18 protein-coding genes and 1 pseudogene are annotated in these 14,793 nt (G+C 50.0%); 2 read left to right on the top strand and 17 right to left on the bottom strand.

Annotation, left to right across the window (positions count from 1 at the left end):
- Positions 1 to 143: 143 nt before the first annotated feature.
- The 8 genes from JMF81_RS00660 to JMF81_RS00625 form a co-directional block, all read right to left on the bottom strand.
- On the bottom strand, positions 144 to 1,499 hold the full coding sequence (locus JMF81_RS00660) for a virulence-associated E family protein (protein WP_072853254.1): 1,356 nt from the start codon (positions 1,497 to 1,499) through the stop codon (positions 144 to 146).
- Positions 1,465 to 2,112, bottom strand: coding sequence for a CHC2 zinc finger domain-containing protein (locus JMF81_RS00655; RefSeq protein ID WP_044478888.1), 648 nt, complete (start codon positions 2,110 to 2,112; stop codon positions 1,465 to 1,467). Before JMF81_RS00655 ends, JMF81_RS00660 begins: the two co-directional genes overlap by 35 nt.
- A 68-nt stretch (positions 2,113 to 2,180) precedes the next feature.
- The gene (mobQ, locus tag JMF81_RS00650) at positions 2,181 to 3,788 is read right to left on the bottom strand and encodes a MobQ family relaxase (protein ID WP_070470244.1); all 1,608 of its coding nucleotides are present in this window, start codon (positions 3,786 to 3,788) and stop codon (positions 2,181 to 2,183) included.
- Positions 3,789 to 3,930: 142 nt separating this feature from the next.
- Positions 3,931 to 4,764, bottom strand: coding sequence for a methyltransferase domain-containing protein (locus JMF81_RS00645; protein ID WP_002592690.1), 834 nt, complete (start codon positions 4,762 to 4,764; stop codon positions 3,931 to 3,933).
- Positions 4,765 to 5,199: 435 nt separating this feature from the next.
- Complete coding sequence (locus JMF81_RS00640) at positions 5,200 to 5,520, bottom strand: transposon-transfer assisting family protein (protein ID WP_070470246.1); 321 nt, start codon at positions 5,518 to 5,520, stop codon at positions 5,200 to 5,202.
- Entirely contained in the window at positions 5,517 to 5,816 is a 300-nt protein-coding gene (locus JMF81_RS00635; RefSeq protein ID WP_070470249.1) for a DUF3847 domain-containing protein, read from the bottom strand. The genes JMF81_RS00640 and JMF81_RS00635 overlap by 4 nt, the downstream gene beginning before the upstream one ends.
- 4 nt (positions 5,817 to 5,820) lie before the next feature.
- Positions 5,821 to 6,150, bottom strand: coding sequence for a DeoR family transcriptional regulator (locus tag JMF81_RS00630; protein ID WP_070470252.1), 330 nt, complete (start codon positions 6,148 to 6,150; stop codon positions 5,821 to 5,823).
- Positions 6,151 to 6,339 carry a hypothetical protein gene (locus tag JMF81_RS00625; protein ID WP_083283837.1) on the bottom strand — a complete coding sequence of 63 codons (189 nt, stop codon included), beginning with the start codon at positions 6,337 to 6,339 and terminating at the stop codon, positions 6,151 to 6,153.
- A gap of 534 nt (positions 6,340 to 6,873) precedes the next feature.
- On the opposite strand from JMF81_RS00625, the gene JMF81_RS00620 reads away from it, so the two are divergent.
- On the top strand, positions 6,874 to 7,686 hold the full coding sequence (locus JMF81_RS00620; RefSeq protein WP_070470257.1) for a helix-turn-helix domain-containing protein: 813 nt from the start codon (positions 6,874 to 6,876) through the stop codon (positions 7,684 to 7,686).
- A 44-nt stretch (positions 7,687 to 7,730) separates the two neighbouring features.
- On the opposite strand, the gene JMF81_RS00615 is transcribed toward JMF81_RS00620, so the two are convergent.
- A complete protein-coding gene (locus JMF81_RS00615; protein WP_070470260.1) occupies positions 7,731 to 8,552 on the bottom strand; it encodes an RING finger protein in 822 nt (273 codons plus the stop codon).
- A gap of 127 nt (positions 8,553 to 8,679) precedes the next feature.
- On the opposite strand from JMF81_RS00615, the gene JMF81_RS00610 reads away from it, so the two are divergent.
- On the top strand, positions 8,680 to 9,006 hold the full coding sequence (locus tag JMF81_RS00610) for a helix-turn-helix domain-containing protein (protein ID WP_070470262.1): 327 nt from the start codon (positions 8,680 to 8,682) through the stop codon (positions 9,004 to 9,006).
- Positions 9,007 to 9,132: 126 nt separating this feature from the next.
- On the opposite strand, the gene JMF81_RS00605 is transcribed toward JMF81_RS00610, so the two are convergent.
- The 8 genes and pseudogenes from JMF81_RS00605 to JMF81_RS00575 form a co-directional block, all read right to left on the bottom strand.
- Positions 9,133 to 9,609 (bottom strand): Hsp20/alpha crystallin family protein, encoded by a 477-nt coding sequence (locus JMF81_RS00605; protein ID WP_070470264.1) that lies wholly within the window; start codon positions 9,607 to 9,609, stop codon positions 9,133 to 9,135.
- Positions 9,610 to 9,804: 195 nt separating this feature from the next.
- Positions 9,805 to 10,650 carry a magnesium transporter CorA family protein gene (locus tag JMF81_RS00600; protein ID WP_070470268.1) on the bottom strand — a complete coding sequence of 282 codons (846 nt, stop codon included), beginning with the start codon at positions 10,648 to 10,650 and terminating at the stop codon, positions 9,805 to 9,807.
- Between the two features lie 55 nt (positions 10,651 to 10,705).
- Entirely contained in the window at positions 10,706 to 10,963 is a 258-nt protein-coding gene (locus JMF81_RS00595; protein ID WP_070470271.1) for a helix-turn-helix domain-containing protein, read from the bottom strand.
- Between the two features lie 177 nt (positions 10,964 to 11,140).
- A pseudogene (locus JMF81_RS16970) lies at positions 11,141 to 11,203 on the bottom strand (Maff2 family mobile element protein); the annotation flags it as partial.
- 20 nt (positions 11,204 to 11,223) lie between these two features.
- Complete coding sequence (locus tag JMF81_RS00590; protein WP_002571010.1) at positions 11,224 to 12,843, bottom strand: recombinase family protein; 1,620 nt, start codon at positions 12,841 to 12,843, stop codon at positions 11,224 to 11,226.
- Positions 12,844 to 12,954: 111 nt separating this feature from the next.
- A complete protein-coding gene (locus JMF81_RS00585) occupies positions 12,955 to 13,143 on the bottom strand; it encodes a transposon-encoded TnpW family protein (RefSeq protein WP_002571011.1) in 189 nt (62 codons plus the stop codon).
- 14 nt (positions 13,144 to 13,157) lie between these two features.
- Positions 13,158 to 14,000, bottom strand: coding sequence for an ATP-binding protein (locus JMF81_RS00580; RefSeq protein ID WP_002571012.1), 843 nt, complete (start codon positions 13,998 to 14,000; stop codon positions 13,158 to 13,160).
- Positions 13,997 to 14,731 (bottom strand): replication initiator protein A, encoded by a 735-nt coding sequence (locus JMF81_RS00575; RefSeq protein ID WP_038283483.1) that lies wholly within the window; start codon positions 14,729 to 14,731, stop codon positions 13,997 to 13,999. The genes JMF81_RS00580 and JMF81_RS00575 overlap by 4 nt, the downstream gene beginning before the upstream one ends.
- Between the last annotated feature and the right edge of the window lie 62 nt (positions 14,732 to 14,793).

Below are 14,793 nucleotides of genomic sequence, written 5' to 3'. Positions count from 1 at the left end.
ATTTTATACTTTTTCTTTTATTTTTCTGTTGCTTTGGTTGTTAAAGGGGAGAAAAGCCCGCAGTTACGGGATTTTTCCCGGCAACCGGGTCGGCAACGGGATAGCAACGGAGTGTGCAACGGGCTGTCCCTGCCCGGATTTTTTCAGAATGGAAGCTCCATCTGTTCCGGCACCGGCGTAAATCCTTCCGGGATTTTTTCCGTCCCGTTGCCGCTGTCCGTTGCCGGTTCTGTCCGTGCGTTTTCCCGTTCCCATCCTTTCTGCCTGCCGTACCCGGCAAACATCCGGGGGTTGGAGAAATAATTCCAGCCAGTGATGCACTGGTTCATTATCTCGTTGATTTCCCGTATCTCCCATTGTTTCGGCTCGTCAAAGTCATGGTTCAGGGCTTCTTTGTAAAGCTGTTTGGAGCAGACGGTATCGCCGGGGTAGCTGTCAAGGAAAGCCTGTATCATACCGGCCTTGGTGTCCTCCGGCATGAAGTCCCGCTGGTGTTCCTTTAAATGGCGCACCATTTCCGGGCTGAATGTCAGCTTCCACCTGCCGCTCCTGTAAATCTCCATCGCTTCCGCCCATACCTGATTCAGATAGGCTCTGGAAGCGGCTTCGTCCTCTAAAATGTGTGTTTCCGCCTGTTCCGGGCATACCTGTATAGGAATGAAGCGGCGGTTTCCTGAACGGTCAAGGGGCAGGAAGTCAAGGGCATTGGATGTCCCGCCGAACACGCACTGCCTTGGACGGTCTGCCGGGTGGGTTTCATAGGGTATCTTGTAGACTTCCTTCTGGCGGCTCAAAAATGACTTGATTTCCTCTATGCTCCTGGCGTTTGCGGTGGCAATCATCTCCGACATCTCGATTATCCAGTGGCCTTGGAGTTTGCGGTATACGTTGTCATCGTCCAGCTTCCGCAGGTCATCGGAGAACCACTCGTCTTTGACTGCCAGCAGGCGGAAGAAGGTGGACTTCCCGGCTCCCTGCCCGCCCACCAGACAGAGCATGACTTCAAACTTGCAGCCGGGGGAAAATGCCCGGTGGATGGCTCCCAACAAAAACAGGCGCAGGGATTGGAAAGTATACTCGTCCTCACCGGCTCCCAGAAAGTGACGCAGGCAGGAGCGTATCCGTTCGGTTCCGTCCCATGTCAGGCCGTTTAAATAATCCCGGACAGGGTGGTAGCTGTTCTCATCGGCGGCAAGGGCGGCGGCGTCCTGTATCTTTTTCTCGCTTGTCAGGCCATAGGTCTTTTCCAGATACAGCCGGATATATTTCATGTCCGTGTCGGTCATGGGGCTTCCGGCAGTTCTTTTGTAGCCGATTGGCTTTAAAATATCGGTGCGGTCGGTCAGCAGGTTGTAGGCAACCGCCCCGGAAAGGAGCGGGTCGCACTGGAACACGGTCAGGCAGTTGCTCATGCTGTTGCGGAAGCCGCCTTTTTCGGTGGTTTCCAGCATGGCCTTCACTTCCTCAACGCTCCGGGGCGGCTCTGCGCTGTCTGCCATGTTCGCTGTTTCCTGCCGTATCTGGGGCGGTAAATTCTGCCATCCGTCTTTCAAGGTTCCTCACTTCCTTTCCGTGTCCTGTGATAAGGGCTGCCCGCTCCTGAATGTCCCCGGAGAGAAGCACGTCCATCAGGTATTCCACCCGGCTCATGTTCTGCAGGGCTTCCACAAACCGGGGGTTCCACGCTTCATCCGGCTGGCGTGGGGCGTATTCCTCCTTCCAGCGGCGCAGGAGATGGTAATAGTCGGACAGCACCCGGAAGCAGTGCCGCTCCATGTGCCTGAATTTCTGTTCCTCCGTTTCTTTTCGCAAGCGTGGCCTTATGGGCTGCTTTTTGCCGTTCCTCCCATCCTCATAAGGGATAGAGAAGTCCTGTGCCAGCATAAGGGCGGCTTCTTTGCTGCTGATACCATGGAGCCGGGAAACAAAATCTATCACGTCCCCGGTGGCTCCGCAGCCGAAACAGTAAAAGCGGCGGTCAACCTTCATGCTTGGGTTCTTATCGTTGTGGAACGGGCAGACGCACATCCCGTTCCGGTTTACTTTGATTCCATAACGCTCCGCAGCCTGCCTTGTGGTGACGGACTGCTTCACGGCTTCAAATACGTTCAATAGGCGTTCCCTCCTGATAATGAAAAAGGCACCTGCCAGCGATTTCAAATCACAAAACAAGTGCCTGTTTAAAGTTCCATATTCTGTTGTTTCTGTGTCCGGGGCGGCTTCTGTGTCCGGGGCGGCTTCTGTTTCCCTGCCTGCTCCTGCCGGATGCGTTCCTGCCGCCCTTTCAGGCTCTCCTGTACGGATGGTTTCTTCCCCGGCTCGGCGGTCTGGCGGTACTGCTCGGATGGCAAAACCTGATTCAGCCAGTGGCGCACGTCACGCAGCACCTTCACATCTGCCTGAACCGCTTCCAGTTCCTTCTTTTGTCCGGGCAGGGCGGCGGCAAGCTGTTCCCGTTCCGCTTCCAAATCTTTGCGGGAGTAGGAATTGCCTTTCAGGTTGGCTTTCAAATACCGGATGGCGGCATTATAAGCGTCCAGTTCCTCCCGGTGGCTCTCCGCAAACTTCTCCTTTTTCTTCTTCCAGCCGATGGCGGCATACTCCGCATGGACTGGCTTGGCGGCTTCGTATTTGTCAATGTAGGAGAGCATGGTATTGATGGCTTTTATCCGCTTCTCGCTTTTTTTCATGCTCCCCATGACGGAAACAGCGGTCTGGCCGATTTCATCCAGCCGGGTGTCAAGGCTCTCCACGGTGGAGATTCCCTTTTTCCGCAGGAAGTCCATCGCCGCCTGCACTTTATTGTAATCGGCAACGGTTCCTTTCAGCTTCCCTCTGGAAGTCCAGTCGGCACGTTCCCCACTCCGCTGTTCCAGATACCGGAATAACAGTTCCGGGAGTGTCGGCTCCTTCGCCTGCTCCAATGCTTCCAGTAATACAGCCTTTTTCTCTTTTAAGTCAGACAGCCATCCCTTTAGGCTCCGTACCATCTGCCGGATGGACTGCATGAGCCGGTTGGCGGTTTTGATGTCCCGGTTCAGATTGCCGATGTTGGTCTGGATTCCTTTCTTCTCCATCTGGCAGGCGGCCGCTCCCATGTGGACGGTAGGGATTTGGTCAATCCCCTGTCGGGCATAGGAGCGCAGGTCAAGCCGTTCCGGGCGGTCATTGGCTTCCAGATAGCGGTTGGCCGTGTCCGCCCATCCCTGCCGCCAGATTTCGGCGTACTTCCGGTTGTTCCAGTCTACTGTGTTCTCCTTATGGCTTTTCCATCTGCCGGACGCAAGCCGGATGCGCTCCCCGTTCTTGTCAAGGTCGTACACTTTACGGCTCTTGGGGAGCCATTTGCCTTTTTCGTCCATCGCCCGCATGGTGAGCAGGATATGGGCGTGTGGGTTGCCGTCCCCCTTGTCATGGATGGCAAAGTCGGCAATCATGCCTTTGGAAACAAAAAACTCCCGGCAGTAGTCACGGATAAGGTCGGCGTACTGTCCCGGCGGGATTTCCCTTGGGATGGCAAGCACGAATCTCCGGGCAAGCTGGGAGTTCCATTGTTTTTCCTGCGCTTCGGCTGAGTTCCATAAAGTATTGCGGTCTGCAAACTCCGGCGGCACATGGGGCGGGAGCATGATTTCTTTGTGGGTGACTTCGTTCTTGTAGGGATAGTATTTCTGTTCCTGGTCATATTCAGAGAACAGCTTCTCGCCGCTCTGGTAGGCGGCGGCAGAAACAGCGGATTCATTGTTGCTCCGCTTGATGATGGTGATTTTACAATGCGGGCATGGCAAGAGTACGTCCTCCTTTCTCCCGGATTCGGGGCAAAAAAATAGCAGGATACCTTTTCAGATTTCCTGCTTGGGTGTGCCGTTGATGGGCGGCGGGTTATTTAATTTTTTAATAGTTTGTCAATTCGACAAATTGAAATTGAATTTATAATTTCCCTGCAAATATCTCTGCATCAATAGTGATTTCTTTTGTTTTTTTTAAATCTATTCCATCTTTATTTACACAAAACAGTAGTGGAGTCATATCCGCAAAGGTTTTTATTTCCTCGGATGTCATTGTATACGTTGCTGAAACTTTCTTGTGATAAACAACGGAATACTTCTTTTGGAAATAATCTACGACAGCCGCATTAGAATATTGATTGCTTTTCAATTGTTCTTTTGCCGTCTCTCGAAGCTCCTTAAGATGAGCATTTCCCGGAATTACCTTAATTACATAACCGCCTTCTTTCAAAACTCTGTTAAATTCGGAATAGTTAGCAGGAGTAAAAATATCTAATATGCAATCTATCCTTTTGTCTTTTATGGGCATTTCTTCCAAATTTCCCACAAACCATTTGATAGAATTACTGAAATCACTTTTTGCTGCAAGCTGAACAGCATCTTTAGAAATATCAAATGCAATAATTTCTTTATCACCTGATACTTCTTTTATCTGCTTTGAATAATATCCTTCACCGCAGCCAATATCAAGTATTGTATCAATGCTGCTAAAGCTTTTTATAAGCTGCACCACTTCATTCAGGATATGTGAATAATAGCCTTTTTCTAAAACCTCCCGCCTAATTTGAAAAGTCTCTCTGCTATAATGTTTTGAAGATTTTGTTCCTACAGCAAAGTTCACATAACCCGTTTTTGAAATATCGAAACAATGATGATTAGAACAAAATAAACTTTTTTGTTTCAATTTTAAATCTGTTTTACATATAGGACATTGAAAAACTTTTTCACTGTCACTAAATCTAAGTATTTTATTCATTATTCCCTCCGTTATTACATTACTTGCCCAATAAGCGAGCTATGCAATACTGATTCACCGCAACATAACCCGCGGTGTTATCTTAATCTCATATGCGCTGTCATATTCTCACCTCCAAACTCCGATTTGTCACCGGCTCCATTATACGCTATCTCATAAAAAAAGTATAGCCGAATTTCAGCAAACTTGTCAGATGGAAACAACTTGCAACGCAAGATAATTCCGGGCGGCAAGTCCACAAAGGGGTAGCTGGCGTAAGCCAGCGCAGGGGAAGGGTAACTTCCCCTGTGATGATTGGAGCAGATTGAAAATCTACGGAAATCATCTGCTGTCCGCAGGACGCCTCCGGCAGGGCGCAATGCACCACTTCCCGAAGTGGTGTATAATTGCGCCCTCTTTCAGAGGGGGAAGCCACGCTTACCGCTCTGGAAGCTATTATGACCGTTCCCGGTCTGGCTCTTTTCTCTTGGAATGGGGCGTTTTCTCCCTCGTCTGCGCCTTTGCTTCCGCCAGCCTGCGCCGGATTGAATTGTCCCGCTTCTGGATAAACCGCTGTCTGGTGTCAGCGATAAAGCGGCGGCACTCCGGCTCCGGGATAGCGTCCAGCTTTCGGATTGTGCTTTCCACAATCTCCCTCGCCTGCCTGTCACGAATGACCGGCACGATTTCCCGAAGTCCGGCAAGAGTTTCCTGTTTCGTGGCGGCGGCGTACTGGTAAACCATAGCCAGCTCGTCCTTTGAAAATTTCACATTCATTCCGTGTCCTCCTTTTCTGTGCCGGTTCCGGCAAATATCTGTTCTATGAGCTGCCGGGTGCTGTCCCGATGAAAGAGCAGCTTCAAGAACAGTTTGACCTGTTCCTCCGGCAAAAGCTCCGGGTGGGGCAGGTATCTTTCCAACTCCGCCCCTCTGGTACAGAGCCGGTGCGTCCGCTCTTTTCGGGTCAGCGTCTTTATCTGGTGTTCCAGAATCTTTTCCTCATGCTGCGCCCTCCGCAACTTTGCTTCGGTTTTCTCTATTTCCTGATTGAGTTTTTCCAGCTTTTCACTCATAGCGTCAGCCCTCCGTTCTGGGAATGAGTACATATATCTTGTTCGGCTCCCCAAAGCCTTGACGCACCCGCACAATCAGTCCGGCAGCTTCCAGCTCGTTTAAGGAACGCTTCACGGTCATGGTGCTGCGGGAGAGCGCCGCCGACAATTCCACAATCGGGAAACAGATAAATAAAATCCCGTTCATGTCCTCTATGCCATTTGCCAGAACATCGTCCAGCATACGGGCGTACATGATTTTTGCGGTGCTGCTGATCGGGAGCCGCAGCATGGCTCTCGGCAGAGGCATACTGGGCGGCAGGGGTGTGTCAATCGTCATAAATTCATATTCCATTCAGTTGGTGTCCTCCTTTTTCTGTTTTGAGCGTTTGGAAAGATAGCGGGGGCAAGCCACAATGACCGCCCGGAAGCTCTGCTTGCAATCATGCTGGCATTTCCGGCAAAGCTCGTTGTAGCTCCTGCGTCCACGCTCGTTTAAGAAGAAAGCAAGCTCTTTCTTCAACTTCTTTGACATTCTCGGCATAGTGCCTCCTTAATGAAAAATCCGCCCATGCTGGCGGTAACAGCCGCCGGTGGACGGATAGCAGATTTTTGTGTTGCATTTCGGGGCGATTTTCAGGGAAATTCAAGCCATAGAGCCGCCCGAAAATCCCCCGTGGTATTACGGGCAGGGTAGGCTATACCTTGCCCGATTGTTGGTTTTTGGTATCGTTTTGGTGTCCATTTTGCCGGTTCTCCCCGGTGTCGTTCCTGCCCCCGATTCTCACGGCGGCGTTTCGCTCCCCTTGGTACGCTCGCTGCGGTCAGGGTTCCTCCATTTCCCTGCCGCAGGTCACGGCGCTACATCTCCGGGGCGCATATCCCACACAAGCCGGTCATTCGGTTGAATTGATTCACCGATGAACTACTTGTATGATAGAACATTTTTGTACCCTGCTCCGTATATCCATAAAGTAGGAAATCCAGCTGAAAATCGAAAATTTCCACGTTCTCGGAAATGGTGTGGTATAATCTTTAGAGAGCGGCGGGGGAGCCGCCGGAAAGGAGCCATTCGCCTATGAAATCACGCCTTAGCATACAGGAACGGCTAAAGGATTTACGCACAGAGAGAAAGCTGAAGCTGGAAGAACTATCAAACCTGACCGGCATTTCAAAGTCTGCCCTTGGCAGCTATGAAGCGGACGATTACAAAGAAATCAATCATGGCAACCTCGTTATTCTGGCGGACTTCTACGGGGTGTCCCTTGATTACCTGCTGTGCCGGACAGAAAACAGGGAGCAGGTAAACACGCCCTTAATGGAGCTGCACCTGAATGATGAAACAGTGGAGCTTTTGAAAAGCGGCAAAATCAATAACCGTCTGCTCTGTGAGATTATCACCCACGGAAAGTTTGAGCGGCTGATGACCGATACGGAAATTTACATAGACGGTCATGCGACCGCCCGCTTCCGGGATATGAACGAAGGGCTGGAAGAACAGCGGCTTGCCCTCATTCAGAAGCACCGCTATGTGGACGGGGATTTATATTCGGAAACGCTTCTTGCCGCCCAATTAGAGGAAGAAGATTTTTTCTGCCATATAACGCATAAAACATGGGATTCCATTCTCCACGATATACGGAAAGCCCATGAACACGACATTGACAGCACGCCGGATTTCTCCCTCGCAAAGAAAATGGCGCAAGATATTCAAAACGCCCTGAAATTCCCCGGCGACCACCTGACAAAAATCTGGAAAGTCATTTTAAATATGCTGGGTATCGACTTTGACAAGCTGCCCCCTGATGAGCAGAAAGTCTTGAAAAAAGTGCTGGCAAAATCGCCGGTCATTAAAAACAATCCTTTGAATTTCCGGCGCAGGAGAAAATAAAAACTGCCGTTGTTGGAATTGCGGTTCCTGCAACGGCAGCGCCTTTATTCGCTGACATATTCTATATCAATCCTGAAATCCCCGCTGTCATAGCTGACAGCCAGCCCATAGCTTCCGATTTGAAGCGTTTCCTCGTCCTTGACCGGATAAAAGGCTTTTTGTTCTGCGTCAAAAAGAACAACTTCCTCCAATAGCTGCCCGTCAATCGTGTTTAGAATCTCCCTGATACAATCGTCACAAAAAACAGACTTCATCTTGTGGGCGCTGACAATCCGCCGCCCCCGGAAAATCTCTGCATAGCCGTCTTGTTCTCCCGGATATGATGTTACATGAATACTCGCTTCGCTGATTTCATCATAACCAAAGGACAGGCGCATACCGCCGTATTCATCATCCGGGCTTTCGTCTGTGTGATACACGTCAAGGGAATAGGTTTCTCCTGTATTGACACAAACAAGAAATGCCTGTGCCGGATAGCTTTCCTGGCAGGTGGGGCAGCTCTCGGACGTGTTCGGAATGTACTGTATCAAATTCTCCATATCCCTGCCGTATTCACTGAATACCAAATCATGGCGGATAGTCTGGGCTATCTCGTCATACTCGTCCTCGGTGGCGGTGGCAAAGTAGGTTGCTATCATATTTAGTGTTTCTTCCACGTCCTGCTCATACTGGCGGTTGTTACGGATATTCCCGATTGCAATTCCAGCCATACATAGAACCGCCGTGAACGCACACATAAGAAATGAGCCGCACCAGATACTTTGCTTATCTGACCGGCTTAGGTGTTGTGTGGAATCTTCCTCGTCCTCATAAACGAACCAAAATTCCCGCCATGTTTCCTTTACTTTTTCCCACATTCTTTTCATCTCATGCCCTCCGTTTAGCTATTAGCTAATATAACATAGTCTAACAGAATCTATGATAAATGACAATCATATTATAGGCTTATGGTGTACAAAATAATAACTGACAGCTAACAAACGGGTGGTGGCAATGGAGAGAAAAGGATTAGGAAAGCGTATCAATGAGGTACGAAAAGACCGGGGCTTTACCGCAGACAAGCTCTCGGAATTATGCAATATCAACGCAACGTATCTTCGTCAGATTGAGGGCGGTGTGAAAATGCCCAGTCTGCCGGTATTCATAGATATTTGTAACTCCCTGCGGATTTCCCCTGATTATCTGCTTCAAGATGAATTGGAAGAAAACGAAATCAGCAAAATCAAGGAGCTGGAAGCACTCTGGAAAGACGTGTCGCCCAGCAAACAGGAGCTTGCCGTTGCTATGATAAAAGCGGTGTTGGAGCATAATGAACAGTAGGACAGCCAGCCGGTTCCGGCTGGCTGAATTGTTTTTTGTTTAAATGATATAGAAAAGCCCAGAACGGGCAACTTCACAGCTTCCCGCTCCGGGCAATATCCTTTTATTCTATGTTAAGAGGTGCCGTTATCCCTCGATGGCAATGTATTTCTTTTTTTCAGCTTCCGGTTCTTTCGCTTCTTCTTTTGGAATGTTAATCTTCAATACCCCGCTTTCATATTTTGCATGGATATCGTCCTCTTTCACATTCTCGCCGATGTAGAAAGAACGGCTCATACTGCCTGCATAACGTTCCTGACGTACAAATTTGCCTGTTTCTTTTTCCTTCTCATCCTTGTCAAGGCCCTTTGCGGCGCTGATTACCAGATAGCCGTCCTTCAGTTCCAGAGTAATCTCATCCTTCTTGAAACCAGGCAGGTCAATATCCACCTCATAATGGTCATCGTGCTCCTGCACATCCGTCTTCATCATTTTTGCTGCATGGTGCCCGTATAACTTCCGCTCTGCTTTACGCATTGCTTTATCATCAAATGACGGGAACCCCCAAAAATCATCAAAAACATCATCAAATAAGTTTTCACCAAAAACACTAGGTAACATCATAAGTCATCGCTCCTTTTTTAATGTTAAAACCGAATTGTCAATCAGAACCAAGAATACTTGGGAAGAAATCGGAACCTCTCATCTGTTCCGTTTCCCTTTCCTTTGTTCTATCTGTGTTATAGCACGCTTGTTAGCATTTGTCAATGGTGAGTGCTAATTTTTTTGTGAACTTTTTGTGTCCTCTTAAAAAGCGAATCATAACCATTTTTTCTTTTTGAATTTCCAAATTAACGCTGCGACTGTCACAATGCTCACCAGAATTACCAATGGATATCCATATTTCCATTTGAGTTCCGGTATATGTGAAAAATTCATCCCGTACCACCCTGCCAGAAGCGAAAGCGGGAGAAATATTACTGTCACCACTGTAAAAATTTTCATCAGATCATTCTGCTCAATCGCCAGCTGGGATTGATATGCTTCCCGGAGCTGGGACACCATTTCCTGCAAATTCTTAACGGCACTCAGGTAACGGTCCGTTCTATTCCTCAAAGTCATCAATCTGCGGACTCCGTCTTCGCTAAATAGTTGGTTGTCATTCACGGTCATTTCATCAAAAATGAAATTAAGCTGCTCATAGTAGCGTTTCAGGCGCAACAGTTCCTGCCTCCATGCAGTAATGTATTTCAAATAGGATGCCTTGTCGCCGGACAGCACCTTGTCTTCATTATTGCTGATTTCTTCCTCAAGATTATTCAAAAAATCCATGTCTCCTTTCAGCAGTAACGAAAAAAAATGGTAGAAAAGCCGCTCATTTGTTGCTCCTTCTTCCCCTGTCATCGTATGCAGAATCATATTTGCTTTTTCTTCTGCCTCAGAGGTTTCACAAAATACCAGCAAATCCTTTCCGTCCAGATATAAGAGCATCTTAAAATCCTCTTTTTTTTCACTCTGAACATCGTACCAGTCAAATGCAAGGATATCGCAGTCCTTAAAACACTCAAAACTGTCCGTAATCTGTTCATCAATATACCGAAGAATCTTTTTATCCATATAAGGAGCAGCTTCATCGGTGTTTGTAAATGAAAATACTTTGTACATTTATCCTCCACGTCCTAACTTTGTTATATTTTCAATGTTGGAATATTGCTATTCTTCAGCAAGGAATTTTCGACTTTTTGATTCTATCTTCTGCTTCACCAGAAGAAGATTTTTCTCGTTCCAGTTCAATCACATCTGAAATATCACAATCCAACGCCCCGCAGATACGAAGCAGGGTTTCCATGCTGATATGCAATCCCTTTCCCATATTGGCAATCTGGTTTGTGGTGAGTCCTGCGGCAAGCCGCAAGTCCTCTTTTCTCATGTTCCGCTCTTTCAATGTATTCCAAAGCGGTTGATAGCTTATGTGCATTTATCGTCCTGCCTTTCTCCCAGTGCTGGGGTTCGTGCTTCCCATTATAGCAGTTTTCTTGCTAACTCGCAATATTTCTTGACGGCTCGCCGGTTCCGTCTGGATTGTGCTTTTCCTTTCCGCTTTTATTTACATCTAATTAGCCATAACCTGCTTGATGCCCTGGCTTTTTGCTTATGTGTGATAAAGAAGTAATAGAAGTGTAAAAAATTTTGCCGTTCCTATCCGGCACTTGGCCATTGTGTCGGATAGGTCGGGCGTTAGGCTTCGGGCAAGTCAATCTTGCCGACAAAGCTGTAATAAATCTCAATGTCCTGCCTGCGGGTGCCGTTCTCGTCATAGCTACACTCATGCACGACGATTTTCTCAATCATTTCCCGCAAGAGGGTGGGGGTAAGTTCCTCAAAGGCAAGGTGCTTTCGGACGATACCCATAAACTTTTCCGCGTTGACGGTGGCGGCCTGCGACTTGTCCAGTTCGGCCTGCAAAGCGGCGGCGCGGTCTTTCAGTTCCCGCTGTTCCTGCTCATAGTCTGCCGACAGTTCCATGAAACGCTCGTCGCTGATTTTGCCGTTCACATTGTCCTCATACAGCCGCTTGATAATGCGGCTCACTTCGGCAATGCGCTCCTGCGCCTGTTCAAGCTGCTTGGTGGCTGCGGCGGTCTTTCTCTTGCCGCCGATCTCGTTCTGCTGGATAAGCAGCTTCACAAAGCGGCTCTCGTGCTTGGCGGCGTATTCGGTCACTTGCCGGAGATTGGAGAGGACACCGGCGGTCAACAGGTCGGTGCGGATAAAGTGCGCCGTACAGTCGCGGGTGCGCTTCTTGTAGCTGCCGCAGATGTAACAGTCCTGCTTGCGGTTCTTGTTCTGATACCGCTGCTGGTACATCACATGACCGCAGTCGGCGCAGAACAGCATACCGGAGAACAGCCCCACTTCATCATAGCGGTTCGGGCGTTTGCGCTGCTTGCGTAACTCCTGCACGCGCTCCCATGTTTCCCGGTCTATGATAGGCTCATGGTGGTTCTCAAAAATGGCCTGCTTCTCTACGGGGTTCTCTACACTGTGCTTGACCTTGTAAGAGGGCTTCTCCGTCTTGAAGTTTACCAGACAGCCGGTGTACTCCCGGTTTTCGAGGATATGAACAACGGTGTTCGTCGCCCATTTGCACTCATAGCCGGGGTGGTAGCGGCGGGTGCTGCCCGTCCTGCGGTATTCCAGCGTTCCCGGCGTAGGGATTTGCTGCTCCGTAAGCATACGGGCAATCTTGGTCGGGCCATTCCCGGCAAGGCAAAGCTGGTATATCTGCTGGACAACCGGCGCGGTTTCCTCGTCAACGAGATAGTTCTCGTCCTCGTCCATGAGATAGCCATAGACCGGCTTGCTGGTAACGGGCTTGCCGCTCATGCCTTTTGCTCGTTTTACTGCTTTGATTTTCTTGCTCGTATCTCTCACCAGCCATTCGTTGAACAGATTTCGCAGAGGGGTAAAATCGTTGTCCATGCCGCCGTTTGCGCTGTCCACATTGTCGTTGACAGCGATAAAACGCACTCCCTTTTGAGGGAACAGCATTTCCGTGTAAAACCCTACCTGCAAGTAGTTTCGCCCTAACCGGCTCATGTCCTTGACGATGACCGTACCCACTTTCCCGGCTTCAATGTCTGCAAGCATGGCTTGAAAACCGGGGCGCTGGAAGTTCGCGCCGGAAAAGCCGTCGTCGGTGTACCAGCGCAGGTTGGTAAAGCCATTCTGTTTTGCAAAGGCTTCGAGTATCCTTTTTTGGTTCGATATGGAATTACTCTCACCTTGCAATTCGTCCTCATGGGACAATCTCGGATAAAGGGCGGTAATGAGGTTTTGGGTGGCTTGTCTTAACATAAAATCCTCCGTTTCCGACAGCCAGCCCCACTATTCCGTAGCTTTATTGTACCACGGAATAGCGGGGGCTGTATAGCGGCAAAAGTGTAAAATCTGCTTCTTTATGGTTTGTCAAATTGCCGGTTTTTGTGTAGCAGCGGCTTCCGCTTCCAGTACCCGCGCCATTTTGTCGGCGGCGGTGGTGGTAGTGTCTTTCTTGAAATAGCCGGACACGACAAGGACGGAATTGCCCATGCGGATTTCCGTCACGCAGTCGGGGCGGCGGGCGGTGCGGGTGTCGTGCTGCTTGTTATCTGTCATAGGCAATACTCCTTTCAGTCGGTAATCAGTTTCTTCATGCTCTCCATTTTCCGCTGCGCGGCTTCCTGCCGGAAGTTGTCGCCGGTAAAGCGTACCGGGACGCACATGGAAAGCAGGCGGTCATAAATCCGGGAATGGGCGGTGTCCTCCGGGTTCCGCAGGTCGTCCAGCGTGAGGTTGGTCGTGACGATCAGCGGCTTGCCGCTGCGGTAACGGCTGTCAATCACATTGAAAACCTGTTCCAGCCCGTACTCGGTGCCGCGCTCCATGCCGAAGTCGTCAATGATAAGCAGCGGATAGCGGCAAAGGCGGGAAATGTACTCGTTGCGGTTCTCAAAGCTGGCGGCAAGGTCGTTGAGGATAAGGGCAAAATTCGTCATGTGGACGGGGATTTCTTTCTCCATAAGGGCGTTTGCGATACAGCCCGCAAGGTAGCTTTTCCCGGTTCCCACGCCGCCCCAGAACAGGCAGCCGATATTGTCGGCTCGCATATCCTCCCAGTGTTCCACATACCGGCGGGCAATCCCGGCCTGCGGGTTCCTGCCGTTGTCGTTCTCAAAAGTCCAGTCCCGCATGGTGGGGTCGGTAAAGCCCCGGCGTTTCAGTTCCTCCACGGTGTCAAAGTGCCTGCGCCGCTTCTCGGCGGCCTCCCGTTCCTCGCGGGCGGCTCTCTGGCAGTCGCACTCTGCCGGGTGGCGGTCGCGGCCAAAGATAGCGGCCTTATCCGGCGCAAAATAGGCTTCTTTCGGCTTGCGGCACCTGCCGCAGTACAGTAAACCGTCCTCGCCGGTGTAGTCCTCCGGCTCCGGGGTGGCAGTCGTCATATTCTCCAAAACAGCGTTGATTTCGTTCTTCATAAACTCTCGCCCTCCTTGCATGAGTAGTCAGGGATGCCCTTTTTCGGGGCGCCCTTTTTGTCGTTCCCCGCCCATATCCGAAGGGCGGCGGCATAGTTCTGGTAGCTTTTCCCGCTGGCGGCAAGGTAGCGGCTCATTTCCTCGATGAACCGTTCCAGCCTGTCGGGGTACTCTGCCTGCAACTCGTCGTATTCGGTCTGTGACAGAAAAATATTCTGGTATCGGCCATAGGGCGCGGGCGGCTCCCCACTCACTCCCTTTGTTTGGTTCTCTGTAAGGTTGTTTATAGTAGTTTGGTTAGGGGACGGTTTTCCGACCATCATAAGGTCGGTTTTCTGACCATCAGTTGGTCGGTTTTCCGGCTCTATGAGGGTCGGTTTTCCGGCCATCAGTTGGTCGGAAAACTGTACCTGTGGCACACGCGGCACTTTCACATACAGTCGGTTCGGTGCGGAGAAGCCGCCCCGTTCCCGTTCCAGCAGCCCCGCCATGTCCAGTTCATTCAGCGCCCCCTTTATGGTGGTGCTGCCTTTATCCAGTATTTCGGCTATCTCCGCGATGGGATAGATAATATAAATCCTGCCCTCGCCGTCCTGCCACTTGTTCTTCTGGGAGAGGGTGGAGCGGTCTAACAGCAGCGCATAGAGCAGCTTGGCGGTCTGGGAAATCTCCATTTTCAGCAGGAAACGGGGATAGGGCAGATAGGCGGGCAGCTTCGTGTCTGCCATGATATAATCAGCGATAGGATCACCTCCCTGTGTTCGGGTTGATTTTGACGGTTTGTACGCATTTA

Origin of the sequence: Anaerostipes butyraticus, assembly GCF_016586355.1 — a bacterium.
Lineage (GTDB): Bacteria > Bacillota > Clostridia > Lachnospirales > Lachnospiraceae > Anaerostipes > Anaerostipes butyraticus.
Note: the sequence above shows the minus strand (reverse complement) of the source record. Positions and strands in the feature narration are given on the sequence as shown.

Bases quoted from the DNA above. Each gene is read 5' to 3' on its own strand.
- JMF81_RS00660 (WP_072853254.1), bottom strand. From the start codon at position 1,499: ATGGCAGACAGCGCAGAGCCGCCCCGGAGCGTTGAGGAAGTGAAGGCC.
- JMF81_RS00645 (WP_002592690.1), bottom strand. From the start codon at position 4,764: ATGAATAAAATACTTAGATTTAGTGACAGTGAAAAAGTTTTTCAATGT.
- JMF81_RS00640 (WP_070470246.1), bottom strand. From the start codon at position 5,520: ATGAATGTGAAATTTTCAAAGGACGAGCTGGCTATGGTTTACCAGTAC.
- JMF81_RS00635 (WP_070470249.1), bottom strand. From the start codon at position 5,816: ATGAGTGAAAAGCTGGAAAAACTCAATCAGGAAATAGAGAAAACCGAA.
- JMF81_RS00630 (WP_070470252.1), bottom strand. From the start codon at position 6,150: ATGGAATATGAATTTATGACGATTGACACACCCCTGCCGCCCAGTATG.
- JMF81_RS00625 (WP_083283837.1), bottom strand. From the start codon at position 6,339: ATGCCGAGAATGTCAAAGAAGTTGAAGAAAGAGCTTGCTTTCTTCTTA.
- JMF81_RS00620 (WP_070470257.1), top strand. From the start codon at position 6,874: ATGAAATCACGCCTTAGCATACAGGAACGGCTAAAGGATTTACGCACA.
- JMF81_RS00615 (WP_070470260.1), bottom strand. From the start codon at position 8,552: ATGAAAAGAATGTGGGAAAAAGTAAAGGAAACATGGCGGGAATTTTGG.
- JMF81_RS00610 (WP_070470262.1), top strand. From the start codon at position 8,680: ATGGAGAGAAAAGGATTAGGAAAGCGTATCAATGAGGTACGAAAAGAC.
- JMF81_RS00605 (WP_070470264.1), bottom strand. From the start codon at position 9,609: ATGATGTTACCTAGTGTTTTTGGTGAAAACTTATTTGATGATGTTTTT.
- JMF81_RS00600 (WP_070470268.1), bottom strand. From the start codon at position 10,650: ATGTACAAAGTATTTTCATTTACAAACACCGATGAAGCTGCTCCTTAT.
- JMF81_RS00595 (WP_070470271.1), bottom strand. From the start codon at position 10,963: ATGCACATAAGCTATCAACCGCTTTGGAATACATTGAAAGAGCGGAAC.
- JMF81_RS00590 (WP_002571010.1), bottom strand. From the start codon at position 12,843: ATGTTAAGACAAGCCACCCAAAACCTCATTACCGCCCTTTATCCGAGA.
- JMF81_RS00585 (WP_002571011.1), bottom strand. From the start codon at position 13,143: ATGACAGATAACAAGCAGCACGACACCCGCACCGCCCGCCGCCCCGAC.
- JMF81_RS00580 (WP_002571012.1), bottom strand. From the start codon at position 14,000: ATGAAGAACGAAATCAACGCTGTTTTGGAGAATATGACGACTGCCACC.